Annotated in this window: 27 protein-coding genes; 13 read left to right on the forward strand and 14 right to left on the reverse strand. The window is 66.3% G+C overall.

Annotated elements, in window-relative coordinates; genetic code table 11:
- The first annotated feature begins 128 nt into the window (after positions 1 to 128).
- The 3 genes from HEQ16_15440 to HEQ16_15450 are packed head-to-tail and all read left to right on the forward strand — an operon-like array spanning position 129 to position 2,869.
- Positions 129 to 674, forward strand: coding sequence for a MarR family transcriptional regulator (locus HEQ16_15440; protein ID MCO4055409.1), 546 nt, complete (start codon positions 129 to 131; stop codon positions 672 to 674).
- Positions 674 to 1,405, forward strand: coding sequence for a response regulator transcription factor (locus HEQ16_15445; GenBank protein MCO4055410.1), 732 nt, complete (start codon positions 674 to 676; stop codon positions 1,403 to 1,405). Before HEQ16_15440 ends, HEQ16_15445 begins: the two co-directional genes overlap by 1 nt.
- Before the next feature lie 48 nt (positions 1,406 to 1,453).
- Positions 1,454 to 2,869 (forward strand): two-component sensor histidine kinase, encoded by a 1,416-nt coding sequence (locus HEQ16_15450; protein MCO4055411.1) that lies wholly within the window; start codon positions 1,454 to 1,456, stop codon positions 2,867 to 2,869.
- A gap of 69 nt (positions 2,870 to 2,938) precedes the next feature.
- Here the strand turns inward: HEQ16_15450 and HEQ16_15455 are convergent, their stop codons facing one another.
- Entirely contained in the window at positions 2,939 to 3,520 is a 582-nt protein-coding gene (locus HEQ16_15455) for an adenine phosphoribosyltransferase (GenBank protein ID MCO4055412.1), read from the reverse strand.
- 114 nt (positions 3,521 to 3,634) lie between these two features.
- On the opposite strand from HEQ16_15455, the gene HEQ16_15460 reads away from it, so the two are divergent.
- Positions 3,635 to 3,883, forward strand: a complete 249-nt coding sequence (locus HEQ16_15460; GenBank protein ID MCO4055413.1) for a hypothetical protein — start codon at positions 3,635 to 3,637, stop codon at positions 3,881 to 3,883.
- Positions 3,884 to 3,974: 91 nt separating this feature from the next.
- Here the strand turns inward: HEQ16_15460 and HEQ16_15465 are convergent, their stop codons facing one another.
- The 4 genes from HEQ16_15465 to HEQ16_15480 all read right to left on the reverse strand — a co-directional run bounded on the left by HEQ16_15465 (position 3,975) and on the right by HEQ16_15480 (position 8,808).
- Positions 3,975 to 4,862: a cytochrome c1 gene (locus HEQ16_15465; GenBank protein ID MCO4055414.1), complete on the reverse strand. Its 888-nt coding sequence runs from the start codon at positions 4,860 to 4,862 to the stop codon at positions 3,975 to 3,977.
- A gap of 5 nt (positions 4,863 to 4,867) precedes the next feature.
- A complete protein-coding gene (locus HEQ16_15470) occupies positions 4,868 to 6,154 on the reverse strand; it encodes a cytochrome b (GenBank protein ID MCO4055415.1) in 1,287 nt (428 codons plus the stop codon).
- A gap of 27 nt (positions 6,155 to 6,181) precedes the next feature.
- Complete coding sequence (gene petA, locus HEQ16_15475; GenBank protein MCO4055416.1) at positions 6,182 to 6,862, reverse strand: ubiquinol-cytochrome c reductase iron-sulfur subunit; 681 nt, start codon at positions 6,860 to 6,862, stop codon at positions 6,182 to 6,184.
- A 74-nt stretch (positions 6,863 to 6,936) separates the two neighbouring features.
- Complete coding sequence (locus tag HEQ16_15480; GenBank protein MCO4055417.1) at positions 6,937 to 8,808, reverse strand: ABC transporter ATP-binding protein; 1,872 nt, start codon at positions 8,806 to 8,808, stop codon at positions 6,937 to 6,939.
- Positions 8,809 to 9,004: 196 nt separating this feature from the next.
- Between HEQ16_15480 and HEQ16_15485 the strand changes: the two genes are divergently transcribed.
- Both HEQ16_15485 and HEQ16_15490 read left to right on the forward strand, forming a co-directional pair.
- Positions 9,005 to 10,069: a hypothetical protein gene (locus HEQ16_15485; protein ID MCO4055418.1), complete on the forward strand. Its 1,065-nt coding sequence runs from the start codon at positions 9,005 to 9,007 to the stop codon at positions 10,067 to 10,069.
- A gap of 126 nt (positions 10,070 to 10,195) precedes the next feature.
- Positions 10,196 to 10,441, forward strand: a complete 246-nt coding sequence (locus HEQ16_15490; GenBank protein MCO4055419.1) for a hypothetical protein — start codon at positions 10,196 to 10,198, stop codon at positions 10,439 to 10,441.
- Positions 10,442 to 10,489: 48 nt separating this feature from the next.
- Here the strand turns inward: HEQ16_15490 and HEQ16_15495 are convergent, their stop codons facing one another.
- The 4 genes from HEQ16_15495 to HEQ16_15510 form a co-directional block, all read right to left on the reverse strand.
- A complete protein-coding gene (locus tag HEQ16_15495; GenBank protein MCO4055420.1) occupies positions 10,490 to 10,729 on the reverse strand; it encodes a hypothetical protein in 240 nt (79 codons plus the stop codon).
- A gap of 265 nt (positions 10,730 to 10,994) precedes the next feature.
- On the reverse strand, positions 10,995 to 11,375 hold the full coding sequence (locus HEQ16_15500) for a hypothetical protein (GenBank protein ID MCO4055421.1): 381 nt from the start codon (positions 11,373 to 11,375) through the stop codon (positions 10,995 to 10,997).
- A gap of 503 nt (positions 11,376 to 11,878) precedes the next feature.
- Positions 11,879 to 12,088, reverse strand: coding sequence for a cold-shock protein (locus HEQ16_15505; GenBank protein MCO4055422.1), 210 nt, complete (start codon positions 12,086 to 12,088; stop codon positions 11,879 to 11,881).
- Between the two features lie 264 nt (positions 12,089 to 12,352).
- Positions 12,353 to 13,021: a hemolysin III family protein gene (locus HEQ16_15510; protein MCO4055423.1), complete on the reverse strand. Its 669-nt coding sequence runs from the start codon at positions 13,019 to 13,021 to the stop codon at positions 12,353 to 12,355.
- A 246-nt stretch (positions 13,022 to 13,267) separates the two neighbouring features.
- Between HEQ16_15510 and HEQ16_15515 the strand changes: the two genes are divergently transcribed.
- Positions 13,268 to 14,857, forward strand: a complete 1,590-nt coding sequence (locus tag HEQ16_15515; GenBank protein MCO4055424.1) for a peptide chain release factor 3 — start codon at positions 13,268 to 13,270, stop codon at positions 14,855 to 14,857.
- 603 nt (positions 14,858 to 15,460) lie between these two features.
- On the opposite strand, the gene HEQ16_15520 is transcribed toward HEQ16_15515, so the two are convergent.
- Complete coding sequence (locus HEQ16_15520; protein MCO4055425.1) at positions 15,461 to 15,655, reverse strand: DUF2798 domain-containing protein; 195 nt, start codon at positions 15,653 to 15,655, stop codon at positions 15,461 to 15,463.
- A gap of 134 nt (positions 15,656 to 15,789) precedes the next feature.
- Between HEQ16_15520 and HEQ16_15525 the strand changes: the two genes are divergently transcribed.
- The 4 genes from HEQ16_15525 to HEQ16_15540 all read left to right on the forward strand — a co-directional run bounded on the left by HEQ16_15525 (position 15,790) and on the right by HEQ16_15540 (position 18,744).
- Positions 15,790 to 16,896, forward strand: coding sequence for an extensin family protein (locus tag HEQ16_15525; protein MCO4055426.1), 1,107 nt, complete (start codon positions 15,790 to 15,792; stop codon positions 16,894 to 16,896).
- 61 nt (positions 16,897 to 16,957) lie between these two features.
- On the forward strand, positions 16,958 to 17,461 hold the full coding sequence (locus tag HEQ16_15530) for a tRNA (cytidine(34)-2'-O)-methyltransferase (protein ID MCO4055427.1): 504 nt from the start codon (positions 16,958 to 16,960) through the stop codon (positions 17,459 to 17,461).
- On the forward strand, positions 17,454 to 18,386 hold the full coding sequence (gene hemF, locus HEQ16_15535) for an oxygen-dependent coproporphyrinogen oxidase (GenBank protein MCO4055428.1): 933 nt from the start codon (positions 17,454 to 17,456) through the stop codon (positions 18,384 to 18,386). The genes HEQ16_15530 and hemF overlap by 8 nt, the downstream gene beginning before the upstream one ends.
- Positions 18,387 to 18,471: 85 nt before the next feature.
- Entirely contained in the window at positions 18,472 to 18,744 is a 273-nt protein-coding gene (locus HEQ16_15540) for a DUF2158 domain-containing protein (protein ID MCO4055429.1), read from the forward strand.
- 48 nt (positions 18,745 to 18,792) lie between these two features.
- Here HEQ16_15540 and HEQ16_15545 read toward each other — a convergent pair whose 3' ends face one another.
- Genes HEQ16_15545 through HEQ16_15560 form a run of 4 tightly spaced genes read right to left on the reverse strand, consistent with a single transcriptional unit; the run spans position 18,793 to position 21,548 of the window.
- Positions 18,793 to 20,007: a CCA tRNA nucleotidyltransferase gene (locus HEQ16_15545; GenBank protein MCO4055430.1), complete on the reverse strand. Its 1,215-nt coding sequence runs from the start codon at positions 20,005 to 20,007 to the stop codon at positions 18,793 to 18,795.
- A 1-nt stretch (position 20,008) separates the two neighbouring features.
- Complete coding sequence (locus HEQ16_15550; protein ID MCO4055431.1) at positions 20,009 to 20,272, reverse strand: hypothetical protein; 264 nt, start codon at positions 20,270 to 20,272, stop codon at positions 20,009 to 20,011.
- On the reverse strand, positions 20,269 to 20,907 hold the full coding sequence (locus HEQ16_15555) for a CoA pyrophosphatase (GenBank protein ID MCO4055432.1): 639 nt from the start codon (positions 20,905 to 20,907) through the stop codon (positions 20,269 to 20,271). Before HEQ16_15555 ends, HEQ16_15550 begins: the two co-directional genes overlap by 4 nt.
- Positions 20,908 to 20,933: 26 nt before the next feature.
- The gene (locus HEQ16_15560) at positions 20,934 to 21,548 is read right to left on the reverse strand and encodes a DUF1285 domain-containing protein (GenBank protein MCO4055433.1); all 615 of its coding nucleotides are present in this window, start codon (positions 21,546 to 21,548) and stop codon (positions 20,934 to 20,936) included.
- Positions 21,549 to 21,865: 317 nt separating this feature from the next.
- Between HEQ16_15560 and HEQ16_15565 the strand changes: the two genes are divergently transcribed.
- Together HEQ16_15565 and HEQ16_15570 are read left to right on the forward strand one after the other, a co-directional pair.
- Positions 21,866 to 22,870 (forward strand): MoxR family ATPase, encoded by a 1,005-nt coding sequence (locus tag HEQ16_15565; protein MCO4055434.1) that lies wholly within the window; start codon positions 21,866 to 21,868, stop codon positions 22,868 to 22,870.
- A gap of 11 nt (positions 22,871 to 22,881) precedes the next feature.
- The gene (locus HEQ16_15570) at positions 22,882 to 23,799 is read left to right on the forward strand and encodes a DUF58 domain-containing protein (protein MCO4055435.1); all 918 of its coding nucleotides are present in this window, start codon (positions 22,882 to 22,884) and stop codon (positions 23,797 to 23,799) included.
- Positions 23,800 to 23,809 lie beyond the last annotated feature (10 nt).

Here is a 23,809-nt window from a genome sequence, read left to right on the forward strand (position 1 = left end):
ATGGTCCCTGTGATGCGGGACCTTGTGGTTTTGCGTACGCTGCGAGCTGAAAACCGGATATATCATGTCCGCGTCGCAGGGTTGACGGGTAACGAACCAACTGAGATATGTCAACAAGGCTGACGTATATGGGAGTCCCGATGACAGCGACCGCCCTTGCCCGAAAGACCGGCGGCGCCGACGAGCCCGGGGCGGGCGCAGGCCGCGATGCTGGCTCCGGCGTGCCCTATGAGTTGATCGAGCTGTTCTTCTTCGCCTATCGTGACTTCGTCAGCGATCCTGACAGGTTGCTGGGCGAACTTGCCTTCGGGCGCGCCCATCACCGCGTGCTGCATTTCGTTAACCGTAATCCGGGCCTTACGATCGCCGAACTGCTGGACATTCTCAAGATCACCAAGCAGAGCCTCAACCGGGTGCTCAAGGAACTGGTCGAGAAGGAATTCATCGAGGTGAGGACAGGCCATGCCGACCGCCGCCAGCGCCATCTGCACGCCACGCCGGCCGGCGCGGCGCTGGCCGCGCAGCTGGCAGCGGTTCAGGGTCGGCGCATCCACGCCGCGCTGGGCGCCATCCCCCCCCACGCCCAGGCGGTCGTCGAAGCCTATCTGACGGCCATGATCGACCCGGCCGAACGCGGCCCGGTGATCGAGCGCATCCGCAAGGGGACGCGCTGATGAGCCTGCGTCCACGCGCGCCGCTGGCCGATGAAGCGCCGCACATCCTTGTGGTCGATGATGACCGGCGTCTGCGTGACCTGCTCTCCCGCTTTCTCGGCGAGAACGGCTATCGCGTCTCGGCTGCGGCCAATGCCGCCGATGCCGCGGCGCGCCTGACCCATCTCACCTTCGACGCCCTCGTGCTCGACGTGATGATGCCCGGCGAGAACGGCTTCGACTTCGCCCGGCGTCTGCGCGAGACCTCGCGCGTGCCGATCCTGATGCTGACGGCGCGGGCCAACGCCGCCGACCGGGTGACAGGGCTCGAACTGGGCGCGGATGATTACCTGCCCAAGCCCTTCGAGCCGCGCGAACTGCTGCTGCGCCTCGGCAACATCCTCAAGCGCAGCCCCCTCGCCAACACGGATGCCGAGAGCGCAGGCCGGCCCGACTTCGTGCGGTTCGGCGTCTTCCTTTACTGGCCTGACCGGGGCGAACTGCGCCGCGGCGACGAGACCGTGCGCCTGACCGAGCGCGAGCGGGAGATCCTCTCACTGCTCGCCTCGCGCCAGGGCGAGCCCGTCTCCCGCGACGAACTGGGCGGAGGCGACGAAGCGCTGGCCAATGAGCGCACCGTGGACGTGCAGATCAACCGGCTGCGCCGCAAGATCGAGCGCGACCCCGCCGACCCGCTGCTGCTGCAGACCGTCCGCGGCGTGGGCTACCGCCTCGTCATCGACAGGGGTTGATCGGTGCAGGCGGGGAGCAAGCCGGGAGGGCGTGTCACGGGCGCGCTCATGGGCGCGGCCCGCCTTGCCCGGCGCGGGCTCGCCGCCCTGTCCGGCGCCGTCGGCATGCCGCGGCGCGCCGGCAAACGCGCGCTGGGCGCCACCCAGAGGCCCATGCGCTGGCTTGGCCGCTTCCTGCCGCGCGGGCTTTACGGTCGCTCCCTGGTCATCGTCATCGCGCCCGTGGTCGTGCTGCAATCGGTGGTGGCCTATGTCTTCATGGAGCGCCACTGGCAGCTCGTGACGCGCCGCCTGTCCGCATCGGTCACGGCCGATGTCTCGGCGCTGATCGATGTCTACAAGAGCTTCCCGCAGGACAAGGATGCGAGCGCGCTGCAGCGCATCGCGCAGGAGCGGCTCAACCTCGACATGGACATCCTGCCCAATGCCGAGCTGCCGCCTGCCCTGCCGCGTCCCTTCTTTTCGCTGCTCGACCAGGCGCTCTCGCGCCAGCTCGAATTGCAGATCGCCCAGCCCTTCTGGCTCGACACGGTGGGGCAATCGGATTTCGTCGAGATCCGCGTCAAGGTGGATCAGGATGTGATGCGCGTTGTGGCGCGCCGCAGCGCGGCCTATGCCTCGAACAGCCACATCTTCATGGTCTGGATGCTGGGCACTTCACTGGTGCTCCTCACCGTGGCGGTGCTCTTCCTGCGCAACCAGATCAAGCCGATCCTCTCGCTGGCCGATGCGGCGGAAAGCTTCGGCAAGGGCCGCGACATCGAGTTCCGCCCGCGCGGCGCCACGGAGGTGCGTCAGGCCGGCCACGCCTTCCTCGAGATGAAGCGCCGCGTCGAGCGCACCTTGAGCGAGCGCACCACCATGCTGAACGGGGTCAGCCACGATCTTCGCACCATCCTGACGCGCTTCAAGCTCTCGCTGGCGCTGCTTGATCGCCACCCCGAGATCGAGGCGATCGAGAAGGATGTCGACGAGATGAGCCGGATGCTCGAGGCCTATCTGGCCTTCGTGCGCGGCGAGGCGGGAGAAATCCCGCTCGCCACCGATATCCGCGCACTTCTGGAGGAGTTGAAGGCCGATGCAGAGCGCCAGGGCCATGACACCGATCTCAGCGTCATCGGCGACCCTGTGGTGGTGGTGCGCCCCGACGCCATCCGCCGCGTGCTGACCAACCTCGTCTCCAACGCCGCGCGCCATGGCGACCGCATCGCCATAACCGCCACGCATGATGCCCGCTACCTGATCGTGACCGTGGATGATGACGGCCCCGGCATCCCGCCCGACATGCGCGAGGAGGTGTTCAAGCCGTTCGTTCGGCTCGACGAGGCCCGCAACGTCGACGAGGGCGGCTCCGGCCTTGGCCTCGCCATCTCGCGTGACATCGCGCGCAGCCATGGCGGCGACATCGCCCTGCTCGACAGCCCGATGGGCGGCATCAGGGCGATGCTGAGATTGCCCGTCTAGGCTTCCACCGGCGCCGCCGCCATGCCTCGCGGCCCGAAGCAGACCATTCCAGACGCGCCGCCTGACGTGTCAGTGGCCGTCGAACTGGACGAGAGTGCGCACCGGCACGCCGAGCCTCCTGATCTTGTCAGCGCCGCCCAGCTCCGGCAGGTCGATGACAAAGCACGCAGCCACCACCTCCGCGCCCAGGCTGCTCAGCAGTTTGACCGCGCCCTCGGCCGTCCCGCCCGTGGCGATCAAATCGTCCACCAGGATGACACGCTCGCCCCTGAGCACGCCGTCGCTGTGCATCTCCATCTCGTCCACGCCATATTCGAGCGAATAGGCCACACGGATCGTGGCATGGGGCAGCTTGCCCTTCTTCCGGATCGGCACGAAGCCGGCGGAGAGCTGATGCGCGATCGCGCCGCCAAGGATGAAGCCCCGCGCCTCGATCCCCGCCACCTTGTCGATCTTGGCCCCGGCGAAAGGGTGCACAAGCTCGTCCACCGAGCGGCGGAAGGCGCGGGCATCGCCGAGCAGCGTGGTGATGTCGCGAAAGAGAATGCCCGCCTTGGGATAGTCCGGGATGGTGCGGATCGAGTCCATGAGATTCATGTCAAGCGAAGTCCTTGTCGCGCCAGCACAGGCCGCGCCTTTCGGTTTCGTCATCTTTTGTCCACGGAGGAGATAATGGCCCGAGGCTATTAACGGCCAGCATAGATGCGCCGTGCCGTTCGGCAACCCCAATCCGCGCGTAGCCAAGCCCAGACAGGAGCCCTTGCCATGACAGATGCCAGCCTTTCCAGCCCCGCCTCAAGCCCCCTCGCCGCTTCGTCGGCGCAGCCCACGGCGGTCAGCCTCAGCGCCGTGGACATTCCCTTTGGCCGCATGGTGCTGTTCTTCTTCAAGGCCGGGCTCGCCGCCATTCCTGCCACGATCCTGCTGGGCCTGGGCCTTGGCCTCGTCGGAGCCCTGCTGCGGGGCGTTTTCCGCGTCGGCTACTGGGGCATGCACGGCGGCGGCTTCTATTGAGCGGCTGTGACGCGGGCGCTCGCCTTGCGCCACACTGTCCGCCCGACAAAAAAGGCCCCGCGAGGGGCCTTTTGCAGTTCGGGATGCGGGCTCAGTGAGCGCCGGCAGGCGCCTTGTCCGGCAGGCGGGACCACACGCGCTTCTTGGTGAAGTAGAGCAGGCCCGCGAACAGCAGCAGGAAGATGAAGACGCGGCGGCCGATGCTCTTGCGCTGCTCGAGGTGAGGCTCGGCGGCCCACATCAGGAATGCAGTGACGTCGGCTGCATATTGCTTCGCGGTCTCTGGCACGGGCGAAGAACCGTCCGGGGCCTTCGGATACTCGACCTGCCCGTCATTGAGCACGTTCGGCATCGCGAAGATGTTGCCGGCCTTGTAGGTGTTCCAGTTCTGGCCCGGCTGCAGTTCGATGCCTGCCGGCGGATCGGTGTAGCCCGTCAGCAGCGCCTTGATGTAGTCGGGGCCGCCTTCGGCATACTGGGTCAGTATGTCCAGCAGGAATAGCGGGAAGCCGCGCTCGTAGTTGCGCGCCTTGGCCATCACCGAGAGGTCGAAAGGATAGGCACCGTTGTTGGCGGCGCGGGCGGCCTGCTCGTTCGGGAAGGGCTTGGGGAACGCGTCTGCCGGGCGGCCGGGACGCTCGAACATCTCGCCCTGTTCGTTGGGCCCGTCCGTGATCTTGAAATCGGCCGCGAGCGTGCGGATCTGCGCTTCGCTGAATTCGGGGCCGCCGCGCTGGGACAGATTGCGGAAACGCAGCAGGCTCATGGCATGGCACGAGGCGCAGACCTCGCGATACACCTTGTAGCCGCGCTGAAGCTGGGCACGATCGAAGGTGCCGAACGGCCCCGCGAAGCTCCAGTTATAGGCGGGGGGCTTGACGCCCCCGCCCGCGGCCTGGGCCGGCGCCAGCGAACCCGCCGACAGAGTGCCCATCATGATGGCCGCCGCAGCAGCCAGTGTGGAGCGGAAAAGGTTCATGATCATCAGCCCTTGGTGTTCGGTTCCGCCGCGGCCGAAGCCCCGACCGAGGAGCCCGAGCCGCCGCCGACCTGCGCCAGCACCGACTCGGCGATCGAGCCCGGCAGCGTCTTGGGCGTCTCGAACAGGCCCAGCAGCGGCAGCGCAATCAGGAAATAGGCGAAATAGAGCGCGGTGAACACCATGCTCAGCGTGACGTAGATGCCTTCCGCAGGGCGCGAGCCGAGCCAGCCCAGCATCACGCAGGTCACCGCGAAGGCCCAGAAGCACTGACGCGCCAACGGACGATAGCGCATGGAGCGCACCTTGGAAGTGTCGAGCCAGGGCAGGATGAACAGCACGGCGATGGCCGCGAACATCAGCAGCACGCCGCCCAGCTTGTCGGGAACCGCGCGCAGGATGGCGTAGAAGGGCAGGAAGTACCATTCCGGCACGATGTGCGCCGGCGTAACGGCCGGGTTGGCGGGAATGTAGTTGTCCGCATGGCCCAGATAGTTCGGGATGAAGAACAGGAAGTAGGAGAAGAAGGCGAGGAAGCAGACCATCGCGAACGCGTCCTTGATGGTCGCATAGGGCGTGAACGGCACCGTGTCCTTCTGCACCATCTTCACCTCGACGCCGGTCGGGTTGTTCTGGCCCGAGACGTGAAGCGCCCAGACATGCAGGATCACGACGCCCGCGATCATGAAGGGCAGCAGGAAGTGCAGGGAGAAGAAGCGCGTCAGAGTCGGATTGTCGACCGAATAGCCGCCCCACAGGAAGGTGACGATGGTCTCGCCGACGATTGGGAAGGCCGAGAACAGGTTGGTGATGACCGTTGCTCCCCAGAAGCTCATCTGGCCCCACGGCAGCACATAGCCCATGAACGCAGTGGCCATCATCAGCAGGAAGATGATCACGCCGAGGATCCACAGCACCTCGCGGGGCGCCTTGTAGGAGCCGTAATAAAGGCCCCGGAAGATGTGGATGTAGACGGCGATGAAGAACATCGAGGCGCCGTTTGCGTGCATGTAGCGCATCAGCCAGCCATACTCGACGTCGCGCATGATGCTCTCGACGGAGTTGAAGGCCATGCTGGCATGCGCCGTGTAGTGCATCGCCAGCACGACGCCGGTGATGATCTGCGAAGCCAGCATCAGGGTGAGGATGCCCCCGAAGGTCCACAGGTAGTTAAGGTTGCGCGGGGTCGGATACGCGATGAAGCTGTCATAGACCATGCGCGGCAGCGGCAGCCGCGAATCCATCCACTTGGCGATGCCCAGCTTCGGAACGTAGTGTGAAGGTCCACTCATGATTGTCTCTTCTCTCTTCGTCGGACGTCAGCCGATGCGGATCTTCGTGTCGGACAGGAAGGCGTAGGGCGGCAGCGGCAGGTTGGAGGGCGCCGGGCCCTTCCGGATTCGACCGGATGTGTCGTAATGCGAGCCGTGGCACGGGCAGAACCAGCCATTGAAGTCGCCCCGCACTTCGCCTGCGGCGGAGCCGCCGGGAATGCAGCCCAGATGGGTGCACGAGCCGTAGAGCACGAGCCACTGCTCCTTTCCTGCCTTCACGCGATCGGCGTCGGCCTGCGGGTCGGGCAGCGAGGCGAGCGTGACCTTCTGCGCTTCGGCGATCTCTGCGGCGCTGCGGTGCCGCACGAAGATGAGCTTGCCGCGCCAGAACAGCTTGATGCCCTGGCCTTCGACGATCGGCGTCAGGTCAACTTCGATCGGCGCGCCGGCGGCGACGGTCTGCGCATTCGGCGCGAGTTGCCGCACGAAGGGGATGGCGAGGGCCACCGCGCCGGCAGCGCCCATGGCGCCGGTCGCGAGGAAGAGCATGTCCCGGCGTGTCGGTTCACCGGCTTGTGTCGCTTTGGCTTCGGCCACGGTCTGCCTCTTGGAGTTCGCGGCAGTCCGGGGAAACGAGGGACCCGGCCTGCCCGATGAAGGGAACTGTCTGGTATCTGCTTGGCTGCGGGGCAAATCGCAATGCGACCGCGAGTCGCCGGGCAGCATTAAGGACGCGAGCGCTCTTTTGCATGGCTAAAAAGTGATGTCCATACGCGAAAGGACGCACGCTTTGTGTGGTTTCAGCCCACCCGTTCGGCCGCTGCCTGGTCAAGGTCGAGCCCGAGGAAGCCGCCCGACTGGCGCGCCCAGAGCCGCGCATAGAGCCCGCCCCGCACCACCAGTTCCTGATGCGTGCCGGCATCCACGATGCGGCCCTTGTCCATCACCACCAGCCGGTCGAGCGAGGCGATGGTGGAAAGCCGGTGCGCGATGGCGATCACGGTCTTGCCTTCCATCAGGGTCTGCAGCTTGTCCTGGATCGCCGCCTCGACCTCTGAATCGAGCGCCGAGGTGGCCTCGTCCAGCAGCAGGATCGGAGCATTCTTCAGGATCACCCTCGCGATCGCAATGCGCTGGCGCTGGCCGCCCGACAGCTTCACGCCGCGCTCGCCCACACGCGCATCATAGGCCGTGCGTCCCTCGGAATCGCTCAACCCGAGGATGAATTCATGAGCCGAGGCAGCCTTGGCGGCCGCGATGATCTCCGCCTCGGAAGCCTGCGGGCGTCCGTAGGCGATGTTTTCGCGGATCGAACGGTGCAGCAGCGAATTGTCCTGCGTCACGGTGGCTATCGCGCCGCGCAGCGAATCCTGGCTCACGCCCGCAATATCCTGCCCATCGATGAGAATGCGCCCGCCCTCGACGTCATAGAGCCGGAGCAGCAGGTTGATCAGCGTGGACTTGCCGGCGCCGGAGGGGCCGATCAGCCCGATACGCTCGCCCGGCCTGACGGCAAGATCGAGGTTCTCGAACACGCCGCTGGCCTTGCCGTAGTGGAAACGGACCTTGTCGAAGACGATGCCGCCCCTGTCCACGGCCAGCGCCGGCGCGTCCGTGCGGTCGGTCAGGGCATGGGGCCGAGCGATCGTCTCCATGCTTTCCTTGACTGCGCCGATCTCCTCGAAGATGCCGCGCACCTGCTGGATGACCCAGCTCGACATCTGCACGAGGCGCAGCACCAGCCCGATCCCCGCGGCGACCTCGCCGGGCGACATGGCTCCGTGCGACCACAGCCAGAGCGAGACGCCGCTGGCGACCACGATGAGCACGCTGTTCATCGTCTGCAGGATGACGCTCACGACCGTGATGAGCCGGGTCAGGTCAAGGAAGGTGCCGGCCCAACTGGCCAGAGCCTCACGCACCGAAGAGCGCTCCACATCGCTGCGCGCGAAGAGCTTCACCGTCATGATGTTGGTGTAGCTGTCCACGATGCGCCCGGTCGCTGCAGAACGCGACTGGGAGTTCTTCTCGGAGCGGGCCGTGGCGCGCGGCACGAAATAGATGATGAGCGCGATATAGGCAGCAAGCCAGGCCAGCACAGGCACGATGAGCCAGACGCTGACCGTGCCGAAGAACCCCACCGCCACGCCGGCGAAGACGATGACATACCACATGTCGTCGATCACCTCGACGGTGGCGCTGCGCACCGATTGGCCCGCCTGGATGACGCGCGACGACAGCCGGCCGGCAAAGTCGTTCTGGAAATAACTCAGCGCATGGCCCAGCGTATAGACATGGCTGCGCCAGCGGATGCGGTTGGTCAGCTGCGGCACGACCACCTGATCGACCACGGCATGGTTGGCGAAATACACGATGGGCCGCACCACGAGCACGACGAAGGCAAACACCGCGAGCATCGCGGCATGTTCCCGGAAAACCACTTCGGGCGGGTTCTTGGCGATCACGTCGATCAGCCAGCCCACGAGCAGATAGAGCGACGCCTCGATGGCGCTGAAGAGGAAGGCTGTGACGAGCATCACCAGCAGCCAGCCCTTCACCTCGCGGATATGATACCAGATGAAGCGCCACACCGTGGCTGGCGGGGCCGTGCGCTCATCGAATGGCGCGAAGATGTCGAGGCGGCTTTCAAGCCAGGAGAAAAGGCGGCGCATCATGTCAGCCGCTCCCTTCCCGGTCCGGCGCTTTGATTGGATGAATCGCCGGAAAGGCTATCCTTGGCTATATGCCCAAAGGAACGCCCGCGCCAAGCGCCAGACGTATCACGCTTGAGTGTTCCTGGCGCCTTCGGGGCTGGACGGCGCACTGCCTTATGTTGACTTCGGCAGAAAGCACCCGACATGCAGCGCCATGAACAGACGCAGGCTTCTCAAGTTCCTCGGCCTCCCCGCGCTGGCCACGTTTCTGGGCGGCGCCTACGCGGCTCGCGCGCGGGCTGGCAACCCCTATTACTCCGGTCCCGTTACCGGCAATTTCGATGGCCTGCGCTTCTCCGACGGCCGCGAGATCACCAAGGGTTTTCGCGAGTTCTTCCGCTGGCAGCTCGAGGGCGGGCGCGAGAGTTGGCCCGCGACATTCCCGACGCCGCCGCAGGATGTGCCTCCGTCGAAGGTCGAGGGCCTGCGCGTGTCCCACATCGGCCATGCGACCTTCCTCATTCAGGTCGCGGGCCTGAACATCATCACCGATCCGGTCTATTCCGAGCGCGCGAGCCCCTTCCAGTTCGCTGGCCCCCGCCGCGCCAATCCGCCGGGCATTGCCTTCGAACGACTGCCGAGGATCGATGCAATCCTCATCACCCACAATCATTATGACCATCTCGATGTGCACTCGGTGCATCGCATCCACGACCGGGACCGGTGCCGCATCATCGCGCCGCTCGGCAATGACGCCATCATCCGCAGCAAGCGGCCCGACATCGCGGTCGAGGCGCATGACTGGGACGCCGCCGTCGCGCTCTCGCCAGCCGTCGCGGTCACGCTGGTGCCGGCCTATCACTGGTCGGCCCGCGGCGCCTTCGACCGCAGCATGGCGCTCTGGGCGTCCTATGTGATCGCGACGCCGTCGGGCCCGGTCTATCACATCGGCGACACGGGCTATCATGACGGCGCGTTCTTCCGGCAGCATGGCGAGAGGTTCGGGCCGTTCAGGCTCGCCATCCTGCCCATCGGCGCCTATGAGCCGCGCTGGTTCATGGCTGACAATCACATGAACCCGGCAGAGGCCGTGAAGGTTATGCAGGACCTGCGCGCGGAAGCGGCGCTGGGGCATCATTGGGGCACGTTTCAGCTCACCAATGAAGGACCGGAGAAGCCGCAGCAGGCGCTGCTCGCCGCGCTCGCGGAAGCGCGGATGTCCGGGGAGCGTTTCGTGGCAAGCCTTCCAGGCATGACCTGGCAGCCGCCTGCGGCGTGATCCCGCCGCTCGCCTGGCGCTTTCCCGGCCTCCCGCCCGGGCGGAGAGGAACAGCCGCGCGCCTGCCGCGTTGACGCTGCACGACTGGCGGGCCGTACGGCCCGCTTCAATGGAGGGAGCGTTCACATGTCCAGATGGATCACGGCCGCCGCAGCGGCGCTCATTCTCGGCGCAGGCCTCGCAACGCCGGCCGATGCGCAGACGCGCCGCAATTCGGAGAAAGGCCTGAGCCGCGTGGGCGGCGCGCTGACGGAGCGCCAGGCCCGCGCCGAATGCCGCATGCAGATGAGCGGCACGCGCACAAGCCGAACGGCCATGAATCGGCAGATGCGGGACTGCATCCGCGACAAGACGATGGGCAACAATCAGTAACGCCCGCCATGGCAGCCCGGCGCGGCCCTTTGCCGCGGAGGGCAGCCTTCACGCCTTGGCGGCCGTCTTCTTGCGGGGAGCGGCCTTCTTCTTTTCAAGCGGCGGCGGCGCATTGGCCAGATCGGTCGCTTCCTGGGCGAGGCGCAGGGCGCGAAGCTTGGCCATCCTGGCGCTGACCTCTTCGTCACGCTGATGCATCGCGGTGATCAGGCGCTTGGCATCCCGCTTGCGTTCATCCGCCATTTCCTGCGGCTGCTGCGCGCGGCGCAGGATCTCGAAGCTGTCCATCTTTCGGGTCGACATGGCGGAGCCTTTCACAGGTCCAGCGAACCAACGCGGCCGCGAGGCGGCACGATGCGGCCCCATCAGCTTGACGTCTGTCGGTCTCTCAGCTCCCCCGGGCCGCACGGCGCGCGCAGCCGGGGCGGCTGCCTCATCGTCCCGGGTGCCGTTGCGCGCCCTGCCAGCATGACGGCCGGTCCGCGTTACGCCCGGTCGGCAGACCTCTCAAGGCGGGAAGGCGGGGACCGATGGGCTCCCGCCTCGTCAGCATTCAGCGACGTCCCTTACCCGCAGCACGCTGCTGCATGTACTGGACAGCATCCATCAGGCTCTTGCGCGGCGCTTCCGCTGCGATTCTGGCGGCTTCCGCGACCCGCTCCGCTTCGCGCTTTTCGGCAGCGATGCGTTCCGCTTCCTCGCGCTCGGCCTTTTCGCGGGCTGCGATTTCGGCGGCGGCGACGCGTGCCGCTTCGCGGGCGGCTTCGCGCTCGGCTTCGCGAGCCCTGCGCGCCTCGGCGATCGCGGCGCGCTCGGCGCGCTGCTTGGCAATGAGCGGATCGTCCTCGGCCGGTCGCGCCTTGAACCGCTCGAGCATTCGGGCCTTCGCCTCTAGCGAGGCTTGCTGACGATCCTGGAAAGTCCGGCCTGGCATGTTATTCAAGTCATGGTCTCCATGAGGTTGTGAAGAATGTCGCCGCTATCTCTGGCGGCTGGCGCCAGCGCGCCCGTTTTTCTCGTTGTAAGCCCGGCTGTCAATCACGACAGACGGAGATTGGTCCGGAAAGGCCGGAGATTGAAGCTAACTCCAGCCCGAAGCGGGAGGAAGACCCGCCATCCCCGCATCGCCGTCGCTGGATGAACAGCGCCAGATCCAACGGCGGGATGCTCCTGCGCGTCGTCCGTTTCGCCATTCTGCCATGACGGCAAAAGGCCGCAGCGGAAAGATACTCTCCGGCATGGGGCCCGCAACACCAGAGCTACGTGATGGACAGGCCTCATGAATCCATGGCCTCAAGAAAAAAGGGCCAGGCGCAAACCTGACCCCCCTCGTCTTGTCCAGCGTGCAACACCGCTTGATACGCCTGGCGCCAGTACATCCGTGGTCGCCGGCAGCAATGGCATCAGCCCTTGCTGGACAGGATTTCGTGCTCGGGTTCAGAGAACCTGAAGCTGATCCGCAGACATCTTTCCGGATCGACGGTCCTGAACCAGCTCATAGCTGACCTTCTGACCTTCGCGCAGCTCGCGGATGCCAGCACGCTCAACGGCGCTGACATGCACGAACACATCTGTCCCGCCATCGCTGGGCTGGATGAAACCATAGCCCTTCGTTGCGTTGAACCACTTGACCGTACCTTCGCTCATGTTCTCTTACCTTCGTGGATGAAGCGACGCTGCCTCTCGACACGCATTCGCGCTGCTCGACTTTGGAAAGAAGCTCATCAGCAGACCGACGCAAGAAGCGCGGCGGGCCTAGGTATCCGGCCTAAAATCGTGATTTACATCTAGCGGGACCTTCCCGAAAAGTCAACGCCGATTCTCTTGACGCCCATGGCATGGCTCCCATGCATCGGGCGGGACGGCGGCGAGGGAACAAAATCCCCGCATCGATCTGCGCATCATGCGTCCTCAGACGCTGGCCATCGCCACGGTGATCGCCGCGAAATGGCAGGCGGCCGCGCTGACGACGAAGACGTGCCAGATCACGTTCTGGTAGCGCAGGCTGTGCCAGCGGTAGAACAGCACGCCAGAGGTGTACAGCAGCCCGCCGATGACCACGAGGGTCATGGTCGTCACGGTCAGCGAAGCCATCAGCGGCTTGAAGGCCAGCACGGCCACCCATGCGAGCGCGAGATAGGCCGCGATCTTGAACCGGTCCCCGCGCCCCGGGAAACGGAGCGCCATCACGATGCCGGCAACGGCCCCTCCCCACACCGTCGCCGCGAGCGCATAAGCCGTGAACGGGTCCGACACCTGGGTCAGGAGCGGCGTGTAGGTGCCGGCGATCAGGAGGTAGATGCCGCAATGGTCGAAGCGGCGCATGAACCATTTCAGCGGCGAGACCGGGATCATGTTGTAGGCGAGCGAGCAGCCCAGCATGGTGACCAGCGCCACGCCGTAGATCATGACGGCCGACACCTCTATCAGGCCGCGCCAGCGGGCCGTGAGCATCACCAGCACCGTCAGGCCGATCAGCGCCGCGACCAGCCCGACCACATGCACCGCTCCGTCCGAGATGATCTCGGCGCGGCTGTAGTCACGACTGAAGAGACGGTGATGCTGCGGCTGCGTCGACATGGGTGGCGGTCCGGGCTCTGGATAAGGGCTGCACGGGTGGACTGACCGATGCAAACGATGTTCGCGCGCCACCATTAAGGAAAGGCTACATGACCTGCCGGCGCATTTCCATCACGGAATGGCGGTGCATTGCACCTTTCGGATCATCAGGTTGCCAGGCGCTCGCCAGAGGGAAGCCGCCCAACGCCATGGGCCGGCGCGTTGCGGAACGTTGACATGCCGGCATTCGCCGCTACTCAAACGCACATGACGACCATGCCGGACAGCCCCCAGCCAGAACATCTGCGCCGCCGCACCTTCGCGATCATTTCGCACCCGGACGCCGGCAAGACCACGCTCACCGAAAAGCTGCTGATGTTCGGCGGCGCGATCCAACTCGCCGGCGAGGTCAAGGCCAAGGCGGGACGGCGCCAGACCTCCTCGGACTGGATGAAGATCGAGCGCCAGCGCGGCATCTCGGTGGTCACATCGGTGATGACCTTCGAACATGCCGGCGTGGTCTACAACCTGCTCGACACCCCCGGCCACGAGGACTTCTCGGACGACACCTATCGCACCCTGACCGCAGTCGATTCGGCCGTGATGGTCATCGATGCGGCCAAGGGCATCGAGGCGCGCACGCGCAAGCTGTTCGAGGTCTGCCGCCTGCGCGACATTCCCATCATTACCTTCATCAACAAGATGGACCGTGAGACGCGCGATCCTTTCGACCTGATCGACGAGATCGAGAAGACGCTGGCGCTCGACGCCACGGCCATGACCTGGCCCATCGGCCGCGGGCGTGACTTCGTCGGCACCTATGATCTTCATGGTCGCTTCATCCGCAACAACGAGACCGATGCGCCAGACCGGGCTGTTTCGGGTCCGCAGGACGCCGCCTTCGATGCCCTGCTGCCGCACGGCGCTGATGACTGGCGCGATGAGGTGATGCTGGCAACGGGCGGCATGAAGCCCTTCGACATGGCCGAGTTCCGCCAGGGCCATCTCACCCCGGTCTATTTCGGCGCGGCGCTGCGCGATTATGGCGTGCGCGACCTCATCGAGGCGATCGGCCGGCTTGCGCCCCCGCCGCGCGCCCAGGTGGCCGACCGCCGCACCGTGACGGCGGGCGAGCCCAAGATGACGAGCTTCGTATTCAAGATCCAGGCAAACATGGACCCCAACCACCGCGACCGCATCGCCTTCGTGCGCGTCTGCTCGGGCAAGCTCACCCGCGGCATGAAGGCCAGGCTGGTGCGCACCGCCAAGCCGATGTCGCTGTCTGCGCCGCAGTTCTTCTTTGCGCAGGATCGCCAGATCGCTGACGAGGCCTATGCCGGCGACATCGTGGGCATTCCCAACCACGGCGCCCTGCGCATTGGCGACACGCTAACAGATGGCGAGGATCTGGTGTTCCGCGGCGTGCCCAGCTTCGCTCCCGAGATCCTGCGCCGCGTCAAGCTCAAGGACGCGATGAAATCCAAGAAGCTGCGCGAGGCCCTCCAGCAGATGGCGGAGGAAGGCGTGGTGCAGTTATTCGTGCCGCATGATGGCGCACCCGCCATCGTCGGCGTCGTGGGGGCACTTCAGCTCGACGTGCTCAAGGAGCGTCTCGACGCGGAATATGCCATTCCCGTCGAGTTCGAGACGTGCCAGTTCACGATCTGCCGCTGGCTGACCTCCGCCGACAAAGTCGCGCTCGACAAGTTCGTCGGCAGCCATGCATCGTCGATGGCGAACGATCTCGATGGCGATCCGGTGTTCATGGCATCGAGCCCGTTTTCGCTGCGCTATGAGGCGGAGCGTGCGCCCGCCCTCGTCTTCAGCGACATCAAGGACTACCAGAAGGCGGCTTGAACGGAGCAACGGGCCGCCCGGCGAATATGCCTTCGCCTGCGGCACGATCGGCTGGAACCCGCGCACGGAAGTCCACCGGCTCGCTCATCCTGGCGCACGGCCCGGGCCGTGAGGCTGCAAAACCCTGCGCCGCACCCCTCACGCCGCAGCGTTGGCGCGCTCCTTTTCGCCGAAAAGCTGGCACGCCCCGTCGGCGATGAAAAAAGCCGCAACCATGGAACCATGGGCTGCGGCTTTGAATGGACTCATCTTGCGTTTTCGGGAGCCTGATGGTGATCCCGATCTGCGCGACGCTTACCCTTCGACCCACCGGCGTCTCACCACGAGGCCGGCACGTTGACCTCAGAACGCTCCGATCACGATGCCCGCGACGAGCGCGAATGCGACGGTCATGGCCAATCGATCTATTGCAGGCGTCCAATCCATGGTCACCTCCTCTGAAGGACGACTTCAAGGCTAACAAATCGTGCAGGAAGCGCAAACGGATTCTGGTGCCGCAGCGGCAGGCTGTGGATGAAGATCGCGGTTAAGCATCGCTTGAAGCAAAGATGAAAATCCGCAGCTTCATCGGCGCTTTTCCGGAATGTACTCGGCCTTCACTGGTCAGCGAGCGTCGATGAGATGCACGATGGCCGAGGTTGCTCTGCGCGCCAGCGGAATGGCGATGAAGGCGGCGATCGCGGCGGCAGGCCAGGCGATGACGAAGGCCTTCAGCCACCGCCACAGGAAATCAGGCGGCGCCCCGAGATTGAGCCATGTGATCAGCGCGGTCATCAGGAAGGCCATGACGCCCGCCATCAGGATGGGGAAGATGATCCTCGCCTTGCCGTCGATCGCTGTTCATCTTTCATTGACCACGAATCTGCTGACACGCGACGCTGCGGCCAATGTTCCTTAGCGGCGCGTTAAATTTTATCACGCATTTTGACGCGATGCGTAAGAGTGGCGTTGCGTTCTTCGGCCTCGCGCTCATCGGTTTGGGTCTGGCAAGTTGCGGTCGCCATCAGGGCGAGCAGCGTGCGGCCTGGCGCGATGCGGCGGAAGCGGCCTGCATGGCGAGGGGGGAAGTCCAGACTTCCGCCTATGTGTCTTTGCGCGGCGCGCCGATCCAGGGCCCGGGCTCCTGCGGCATGGAAAAGCCCCTTCGCGTCAGCGCCTTTGCCGGCGGCCGCATCGGCTTGACCTCCACCCAGACGCTTTCCTGCCCGATCATCGCCACGACGGACCGCTTCCTTGAGAAGGTGGTGCAGCCTGCGGCGATGGCCGTGCTCGGCGTGCAGGTCATCGAGATGAAGACAGGTTCCTATTCTTGCCGCGCGATGAACAATGGCAGCGGCACCACGCGCCGCTCCGAACATTCATATGGCAACGCGCTCGACATCTTCGCCTTCCGCACAAGCGACGGGCGCGAGATTACCGTCCGCCATGGCTGGCGAGGCACTCCTCAGGAGCAGGACTTCCTGCGCGAGGTCTTTGTAGGAGCCTGCGAGCATTACAAGACCGTGCTCGGGCCCGGCGCCGACATGTTCCACTATGACCATTTCCATGTCGATCTGGCGCGGCACAATGGCGGCCGCTCGATCTGCCGCCCCGTGATCAAGTACACGCCCCGCCGCGACCTGCCCCTGCCCGATCCCGCGCGCAACATGAACGCCTTCAACCAGACCCGGCAGGCGCCCTTCCCCTTGGCCCAGGGCGCTGCCCAGCGGCCGCGTGCGATCGATCTGGCCGATGCAGGGCCGATGGCGGCGCCGGGCGGGCCGATCAGGCTTCCAGGCTCCGGCCACGTTTCCGAAGAGGTCGTGATCGGCGACATCGAAGGCGATGTCGTCGACCCCGACAATGACCCCTTCGCGATCGAGGAAGCGCGCAGGCCCGGCCAGCCGGCGCAGCCCGCACGGATGGGCATGCCGGCCTCGGCCACTTCGCTGCCGGTGGCGCCGGGCCAGCAGAGCTATCGCTGGAGTTCAGGCCCTGCCCCGGCCGCGCCGGCACCGCCCGTTGCGAGGGCCGAACGCCCCTTGCCGCCGCGCTTCTGAGCGGCCGCCGCCGGCCTCGGCTGCGGTTGCCTTGGAGCGAGCGGGCTGTCACCTTCGCGCCATGCCTCGCCTCGCCCTGTTCCAACCCGACATTCCCCAGAATGCCGGTTCCCTGATCCGCCTGTGCGCCTGCCTCGGCGTTGCGATCGACATGATCGAACCTGCGGGCTTCGATGTCTCCGACCGCAATTTCCGGCGCGCCGGCATGGATTACATCGAACGCGCGGCGGTGGCGCGCCATGACAGCTTCGCCGCCTTCGAGCGCTGGCGGGTCGCTGCGGGCTCGCGCCTCGTCCTTGTGGAGACCGATGGCGCTGTGCCCTATGCTAGCTTTCCGTTCCACGACGGCGACGTGCTGCTCGTGGGTCGGGAATCCGCCGGCGTGACGCAGGCGGTGCGCGACGCAGCCCAGGCGAGCGTTTTCATCCCCCAGGCGCCGGGCTTGCGTTCGATCAATGTGGCCCTCGCCGCCGCCATGGTTCTTGGCGAGGCCTTGCGCCAGACAGCCGGATTTGCAAACCGCTTCGCTGCAAGCGAGCGAGGGAAGAGGTCGAGCCATGAATGATGCCGCCGCGGGCTCCGCGCCGCACCCCGACGCCAGGGCGCAGCTTGCGCTGGCGGATGCCATGAAGCCCCGCGCGAAAGCCTGGTTCGAGACGCTGCGCGACCAGATCTGCGCCTCCTTCGAGCAGCTCGAGGACGAGGCGGCAGGCCCCTTCCATGACGAGGCGCAGAGGCCGGGCCGCTTCGTGCGCACCCCGCATGCGCGCCTCAACCATGACGGCACGCCAGGGGGCGGGGGCGTGATGTCCATCATGAAGGGGCGCGTCTTCGAGAAGGTGGGCGTGCATGTCTCCACCGTATTCGGCACGTTCCAGCCCGAGTTCGCCGGCCAGATCCCAGGAGCGGCGGAGGATCCGCGCTTCCACGCCACCGGCATCTCGCTGATCGCCCACCCATGGAATCCGCATGTTCCCACCGTGCACATGAACACCCGCTTCGTCGTCACGACCAAGCCCTGGTTCGGCGGCGGCGCGGACCTGACCCCGGTGCTGGTGCGCAGGCGCAATCAGGAGGATCGCGACAGCGTGCTCTTCCATGAAGCGATGCGCGCGCCCTGCCTGGCGCACGGCATCGATCATCAGCGCTACAAGGAATGGTGCGATGAGTACTTTTTCCTGAAGCACCGCAAGGAGCCGCGCGGCATCGGCGGCATCTTCTATGACTATCGCTGGACCGACGATGTCGAGAACGACTTCGCCTTCACCCAGGCGGTGGGGCGCGCATTCCGCGATGTCTATCCGAAGATCGTGCGCGACAACTGGACGACGCCCTGGACCGAGGTTGACCGCGAGGAGCAGCAGGAGCGGCGCGGCCGCTATGTCGAATTCAACCTGCTCCATGACCGCGGCACGATTTTCGGCCTGAAGACGGGAGGCAATGTCGACGCCATCCTGTCCTCGATGCCGCCGACGGTGCGCTGGCCCTGATCAGCTGGCATTCGCCGCAGCGACGACACGAGGCGGACATGTTGTGCAGCCAGGGTGCCGGCTCACACAACAGGAGCCTTTGCCCATGACATTCTCCGAAGGCGATATTGTCAGCGTCAAATCCGGCGGCCCGGCGCTGACCGTCATTTCCGTGCTCGGCGAGCACGTCACCTGCCTCTATTTTTCCGACGAGCTCGGCGAGTTCAGGGAAGCCGTGATCCCCGCCTTCGCGCTCGAATCCGTCGAGGATGGCGCGATGGAGGAAGACGAGGATGAGGAGGAGGAGGAGGAGGACGAGGAGGAAGATGATGCCCGCGGGCGCAAGCCTGCCGGGGGGTCCAGGGGCAAGGCGGCCTGAAGCTGCGACGCTGAAGGGCGCTCATGGCCATGCCATGGGCGTCGATCGTCAGGCGTTGCCGCCGGCGATGGCGTCAAGCAGGCAGCGTTCCTGCGCGGCCCCATCCTCCGGGAAATCCGCCGCCGCCCACAGTTCGAGCGCCTGCTCCAGAGCGGCGCCGACCTTTGGCCCGGCCGGCACGCCACGCGCCATGACCATTTCGCCCCTGAAAGGCGAGCGCGGAATGTCCAGCGCGGCCAACTCCGGCGCTGACACGCCGGGATGGCCCGCGAGGATGCCCAGCGCGTCGCGCGCCGCCTCGGCGCCGAGCCGGATCCCCGCCAGCCGATAGGCGCGCGACGATATCGGCAGCCCCTCGGCTTCAAGCCTCGCCAGAGCCTGACTGGCAAGGTCGAGCCGCCGAACCGCCGCGCTCGACAGGCGCAGGCCATCGCCCAGCCTGGCAGCATCCTCGCGCGAACGCACGGCGAGAGCCGCCAGCCGCGCCAGCGCGTCCGATTGCGGAAAAGCCGAGATCGCGGCGATGAAGGCGGCCGGCGTTGGCTCCACTTTCGGCATGGCCGCATGCCAGATGCCAGTGTGGACCAGCAGCGGCACCACGATCCCCGCGCCGTCCGCCACAAGCGTCTTGAGCAATTCCTCCCGGATCCGCTCGGCCGAGAGCTGGCCCAGGCCTCCCCGCAGCGCGATGCAGGCGGCGAGCCCCGGACCATCCAGGTCACCCGCGGCATATTCGGCATGGAAGCGGAAGAACCGCAGGATACGAAGGTAATCCTCGCGGATGCGGCTTGCAGGATCGCCGATGAACCGCACCTTGCGGGCGGCGAGGTCGTCGAACGCCCCCGCGTAATCATGCACCACGCCGTCTGCGCTCAGCGAGAACTGGTTGATGGTGAAGTCCCGCCGCGAGGCGTCTTCCTCGAAGCTTGCCGAATAGGCCACGACAGCGCGCCGCCCGTCAGTGTCCACATCCCGGCGCAGCGTCGTCACCTCGAAGCGCGCGCCCTCGGCCAGCACCGTCACCGTGCCGTGCTCGATGCCCGTAGGCAGGGCGCGCAGGCCTGCGGCAGCGCAGCGCGCCATCACCGCCTCCGGGAGCAGCGCGGTCGCGAAGTCGATGTCGCGGACCGGGCGACCCAGAAGCGCGTTGCGCACCGCCCCGCCGACGATGCGCGCCTGCCCCCCTTCGCTGCCGAGCAGCGCGAAGATACGCCCCACGCCGGGCGACCGCAGGAGGTCGGCGATGCGCTCCGCAGCGTTCATGTCAGGGCTTGTCGACGAAGCGGCCCGGCACGAGCCGGCCATCCTCCACCCGCGATGGCTCATAGGGCCCGGTGTGCCTGTCCGATGTCAGCCCCGCGAAGATCACCGAGGCTATGCCCAGCAGCAGGCCCGCGACGGTGAGCCCGAACTTCCAGCCGCTCCAGTGCGCGATGTCGAAAGGGTTGCGGTTGGTGGCGAGCAGCCAGATCGCGAACAGCAAGAAGGGCAGCGTGAACAGGACAAGATCGTCCAGGAAGCGGATCATGCAGGAAATTCTCCGGTAGACACTCCCGCGCCAAGCAGGCGGTCGTGCAGGTTCCGCAGGATGCCGGCTGTGGCGCCCCAGATGTAGCGCTCACCATAGGGCATCGCATAGTAGCTTCGCCAGACGCCGCGCCATTCGCGGCCATGGCGCGCATGGTTGTCCGGGTTCATCAGGAAGCCGAGCGGTGCCTCGAAGGCTTCGGCCACCTCGCCCGGATTGAGGGCGAGGGTGTAGTCGGGCTCGACCGCCGCGACCACCGGCACGATGCGATAGCCGCTGCCAGTGAGATAGGCGTCGAGGAAGCCGAGCGGCGTCACAAGGGAGCGGTCAAGCCCTATCTCTTCCTCCGCCTCGCGCAGCGCCGCATCGACGGCAGTGGCGTCGTCGGCATCGATCTTGCCGCCGGGAAAAGCGATCTGGGCGGAGTGAGAGCGCAGCGAAGCGGCCCGCATGGTGAGCAGCACGGAGGCGCCCTCGGGCCGCTTGACGATCGGCACCAGCACGGCCGCCTGAGTCAGCGTCAATTCGTCCGGCATGGCCATCATCGTGGCCTGATCATCGAAATCTGAACGGGACCGCGGCATGATTTCGCCCGGCTCGGGCGGAGCGCGCCTGAGGCGTGCCTGCGCCAGCATGCTGAACCGTTCGAAGGCGAATGCGTTCACGAACCCCCAACCTCGGCCGCGTCCATCACAGGATGAAAGAGCCCCCCGGCCATGATGCCGAAGACCATGGCTCCGTCATGCAGCCGCGTTTCGCCGAGCGCAAGCAGATCATGGCTCAGCGACCGTGTGACGCGTGCCCACAGCCCGCGCCGCACATGCAGGTAAGGCCTCACCCCGTCGCGTTCGGCCTTCACGAACCGGAGCCGGTGTTCCGGCCCCACGCTGACCAGATCGTCGACATTGGTCCGCAGCGCGATCATCCGTGCGTCACCCTCGCCATCGACGGCCATCTCGACGGCCTGGAAGGGCGCGTCATCCACAGTGATGCCAAGCTTCTCGACAGGCGTGACCAGCACATGCCGGCCATCCTCCATCTTGAGGACGGACGCAAAGAGCTTCACCAGGGCCGGGCGGCCGATCACGGTGCCGTTGTAGAACCAGGCCCCATCCGCCGCGATGCGCATGTCGATGTCGCCGCAGAAGGGCGGATTCCAGCGCTCGACCGGCGGCAAGGAGCGCTGCCCGCTCCCGATCGACGCCATCAGCCGCTCCAGCCCGCCCATGCCCGCCGGCTCCCGGCCCTTGTCCTGTTCGTCCGTCTCTCTCGCCATTGTGATCCTGATTGTCGGGCGCTGCCTTGTGGAAGCCCGCTCAGCGCCCTCTACTGAACGTTCATGATCGCGAGCATGCTCCCTTACAGTGATTTGATGTCGGTCACGAGCGCGTCAACGCCTGTGTCCCGCTTCAAGGCTGTAGCCTCTTCAGGGCAGGCCTGCCCGATGGCTGCACGGCCTCTGCGAGGCTTGGGGACTGCGGCGCCGTCTCCCTTGTGGCCGGGGCGGTTTGCCCTAATCTGCGGTCATGGTCCGCGCCTGCCGGGCCGCGGCACATGCGCCTTTTCAGATCTGTCGTTCCAGAGAGTGAGCCCATGACCACTGCCCATGAAACGGTTGATTTTGAAAAGGCCGTCGCGGATGCGGCCGAGACGGCGCTGGAATCCATCGGCAAGGCCCGTGTCGAGATCGGCAAGTCCATCTTCGGCCAGGGCGATGTCGTCGACCTGGCGCTGATCACCGTGCTGGCCGGCGGCCATGGCCTGCTGGTCGGCCTGCCGGGCCTCGCCAAGACGCGCCTTGTCGAGACGATGGGCAATGTCCTCGGCATCGCGGCCCGGCGCGTGCAGTTCACGCCGGATCTGATGCCCTCCGACATCCTCGGCACCGAAGTCCTCGACGAGACGCCCGAAGGCCGCCGGCAGTTTCGCTTCTTGAAGGGGCCGATCTTCACGCAGCTGCTCATGGCCGACGAAATCAACCGCGCGAGCCCGCGCACCCAGTCGGCGCTCCTCCAGGCCATGCAGGAAAACCACGTCACCGTGGCCGGCGAGCGGCACGACCTGCCCCGCCCCTTCCATGTGCTGGCCACCCAGAACCCAATCGAGCAGGAAGGCACCTACCCTCTGCCCGAGGCCCAGCTAGACCGCTTCCTGATGCAGATCGATGTCGGCTATCCCGACCGCGATGCCGAGCGGCGGGTGCTGATCGAAACCACGGGGTCGGAGAGCGCCAGGCCCAGCGCCGCCATGAATGGCGAGCAGTTGATGGCCGCCCAGCGACTGGTGCGCCGCCTGCCGGTCGGCGACAGCGTGGTCGAGGCGATCCTTGATCTTGTGCGCGGCGCGCGGCCCGATTCGGCCGATCCCGCCATGAACGCCAAGCTGGCCTGGGGCGCAGGCCCCCGCGCCTCGCAGTCGCTGGCCCTCGCCGTTCGGGCTCGCGCCCTGTTGCAGGGCCGGCTCGCGCCATCGGTTGACGACGTGGCCGCGCTGGCTGCGCCGATCCTCAAGCACCGCATAGCGCTCAATTTCGGCGCCCGCGCCGATGGCGAGAGCGTGGACGAGATCATCCGCCAGCTCGTCGGTCGGCTGGGCTGACGGCGCGGCGCATGGCGACGACCCGCATCCTCACGCAAACCCAGCGAACGCCCGGCGCCCGCGACAGCGAGCAGGCCTTTTCCTTATCCCATCGCCTCCCGCGCCTGGCGCTGGAAGCGAGGCGCGTTTCCGCCTTTGTCAACGGCGTCCATGGCCGGCGCAAGGCTGGCCCCGGCGAGACCTTCTGGCAGTATCGCATGCTGACGGCCGGCGAATCCTCCAGCGGCATCGACTGGCGCCGCTCCGCCCGCGACAACCGGCTCTATGTCCGCGAGCGCGAATGGGAAGCCTCGCACACCATCTGGATGTGGGTCGACCGCTCCGCTTCCATGGGCTTCGCCTCGTCGCTGGCGCAGGCGTCCAAGGTCGACCGGGCCTTGGTGCTGGCGCTGGCTCTCGCCGACGCGCTGGTCGATGGCGGCGAACGGGTCGGCCTGCTCGGCCTCACCCGCCCCATTGCATCGCGCCGTGTCGTGGAGCGGCTGGTCGAAAACATCGCGGGCGATGTCGGTGGCCTCATCGCCGATCTGCCGCCGGCCCGCGCCATCGGCCGGCTCGACGAGGCAGTCCTGATCAGCGACTGGCTCACCCCGCTCGACAAGGTGCTGTCGGCGCTTGGCGTGATCGGCGCCCAGGGCGGCCGCGGCCATGTGGTGATGATCGTCGATCCCGTGGAGGACCTCTTTCCCTTTGCGGGGCAGGCTGAGCTTATCGACCTCGAAAGCGATCTCAAGCTCGACATCGGGGATGCCGGCGCCTGGGGGCGCGATTACCGCGAACGGATCGGCGCGCACCGCGAGGCGATCGCCTCGACATGCCGCCGGCTGGGCTGGACCTTCACGCAGCACCACACGGACCGCAACGCCAGCGAAGCCGCGCTGAGGCTCGCAGGCCTCATCAGCTCCGCCCGCGACATGCGGGCCGCTTGAGGAGGATGCG

Origin of the sequence: Bosea sp. (in: a-proteobacteria) (genome assembly GCA_023910605.1) — a bacterium.
Lineage (GTDB): Bacteria > Pseudomonadota > Alphaproteobacteria > Rhizobiales > Beijerinckiaceae > Allobosea.

Excerpts from the sequence above, each read along its gene's own strand:
- HEQ16_15440 (MCO4055409.1), top strand. The coding sequence starts at position 129 with ATGGGAGTCCCGATGACAGCGACCGCCCTTGCCCGAAAGACCGGCGGC.
- HEQ16_15445 (MCO4055410.1), top strand. The coding sequence starts at position 674 with ATGAGCCTGCGTCCACGCGCGCCGCTGGCCGATGAAGCGCCGCACATC.
- HEQ16_15450 (MCO4055411.1), top strand. The coding sequence starts at position 1,454 with ATGGGCGCGGCCCGCCTTGCCCGGCGCGGGCTCGCCGCCCTGTCCGGC.
- HEQ16_15455 (MCO4055412.1), bottom strand. The coding sequence starts at position 3,520 with ATGACGAAACCGAAAGGCGCGGCCTGTGCTGGCGCGACAAGGACTTCG.
- HEQ16_15460 (MCO4055413.1), top strand. The coding sequence starts at position 3,635 with ATGACAGATGCCAGCCTTTCCAGCCCCGCCTCAAGCCCCCTCGCCGCT.
- HEQ16_15465 (MCO4055414.1), bottom strand. The coding sequence starts at position 4,862 with ATGAACCTTTTCCGCTCCACACTGGCTGCTGCGGCGGCCATCATGATG.
- HEQ16_15470 (MCO4055415.1), bottom strand. The coding sequence starts at position 6,154 with ATGAGTGGACCTTCACACTACGTTCCGAAGCTGGGCATCGCCAAGTGG.
- petA (MCO4055416.1), bottom strand. The coding sequence starts at position 6,862 with ATGCTGCCCGGCGACTCGCGGTCGCATTGCGATTTGCCCCGCAGCCAA.
- HEQ16_15480 (MCO4055417.1), bottom strand. The coding sequence starts at position 8,808 with ATGCGCCGCCTTTTCTCCTGGCTTGAAAGCCGCCTCGACATCTTCGCG.
- HEQ16_15485 (MCO4055418.1), top strand. The coding sequence starts at position 9,005 with ATGAACAGACGCAGGCTTCTCAAGTTCCTCGGCCTCCCCGCGCTGGCC.
- HEQ16_15490 (MCO4055419.1), top strand. The coding sequence starts at position 10,196 with ATGTCCAGATGGATCACGGCCGCCGCAGCGGCGCTCATTCTCGGCGCA.
- HEQ16_15495 (MCO4055420.1), bottom strand. The coding sequence starts at position 10,729 with ATGGACAGCTTCGAGATCCTGCGCCGCGCGCAGCAGCCGCAGGAAATG.
- HEQ16_15500 (MCO4055421.1), bottom strand. The coding sequence starts at position 11,375 with ATGCCAGGCCGGACTTTCCAGGATCGTCAGCAAGCCTCGCTAGAGGCG.
- HEQ16_15505 (MCO4055422.1), bottom strand. The coding sequence starts at position 12,088 with ATGAGCGAAGGTACGGTCAAGTGGTTCAACGCAACGAAGGGCTATGGT.
- HEQ16_15510 (MCO4055423.1), bottom strand. The coding sequence starts at position 13,021 with ATGTCGACGCAGCCGCAGCATCACCGTCTCTTCAGTCGTGACTACAGC.
- HEQ16_15515 (MCO4055424.1), top strand. The coding sequence starts at position 13,268 with ATGACGACCATGCCGGACAGCCCCCAGCCAGAACATCTGCGCCGCCGC.
- HEQ16_15520 (MCO4055425.1), bottom strand. The coding sequence starts at position 15,655 with ATGGCGGGCGTCATGGCCTTCCTGATGACCGCGCTGATCACATGGCTC.
- HEQ16_15525 (MCO4055426.1), top strand. The coding sequence starts at position 15,790 with ATGCGTAAGAGTGGCGTTGCGTTCTTCGGCCTCGCGCTCATCGGTTTG.
- HEQ16_15530 (MCO4055427.1), top strand. The coding sequence starts at position 16,958 with ATGCCTCGCCTCGCCCTGTTCCAACCCGACATTCCCCAGAATGCCGGT.
- hemF (MCO4055428.1), top strand. The coding sequence starts at position 17,454 with ATGAATGATGCCGCCGCGGGCTCCGCGCCGCACCCCGACGCCAGGGCG.
- HEQ16_15540 (MCO4055429.1), top strand. The coding sequence starts at position 18,472 with ATGACATTCTCCGAAGGCGATATTGTCAGCGTCAAATCCGGCGGCCCG.
- HEQ16_15545 (MCO4055430.1), bottom strand. The coding sequence starts at position 20,007 with ATGAACGCTGCGGAGCGCATCGCCGACCTCCTGCGGTCGCCCGGCGTG.
- HEQ16_15550 (MCO4055431.1), bottom strand. The coding sequence starts at position 20,272 with ATGATCCGCTTCCTGGACGATCTTGTCCTGTTCACGCTGCCCTTCTTG.
- HEQ16_15555 (MCO4055432.1), bottom strand. The coding sequence starts at position 20,907 with ATGCTGGCGCAGGCACGCCTCAGGCGCGCTCCGCCCGAGCCGGGCGAA.
- HEQ16_15560 (MCO4055433.1), bottom strand. The coding sequence starts at position 21,548 with ATGGCGAGAGAGACGGACGAACAGGACAAGGGCCGGGAGCCGGCGGGC.
- HEQ16_15565 (MCO4055434.1), top strand. The coding sequence starts at position 21,866 with ATGACCACTGCCCATGAAACGGTTGATTTTGAAAAGGCCGTCGCGGAT.
- HEQ16_15570 (MCO4055435.1), top strand. The coding sequence starts at position 22,882 with ATGGCGACGACCCGCATCCTCACGCAAACCCAGCGAACGCCCGGCGCC.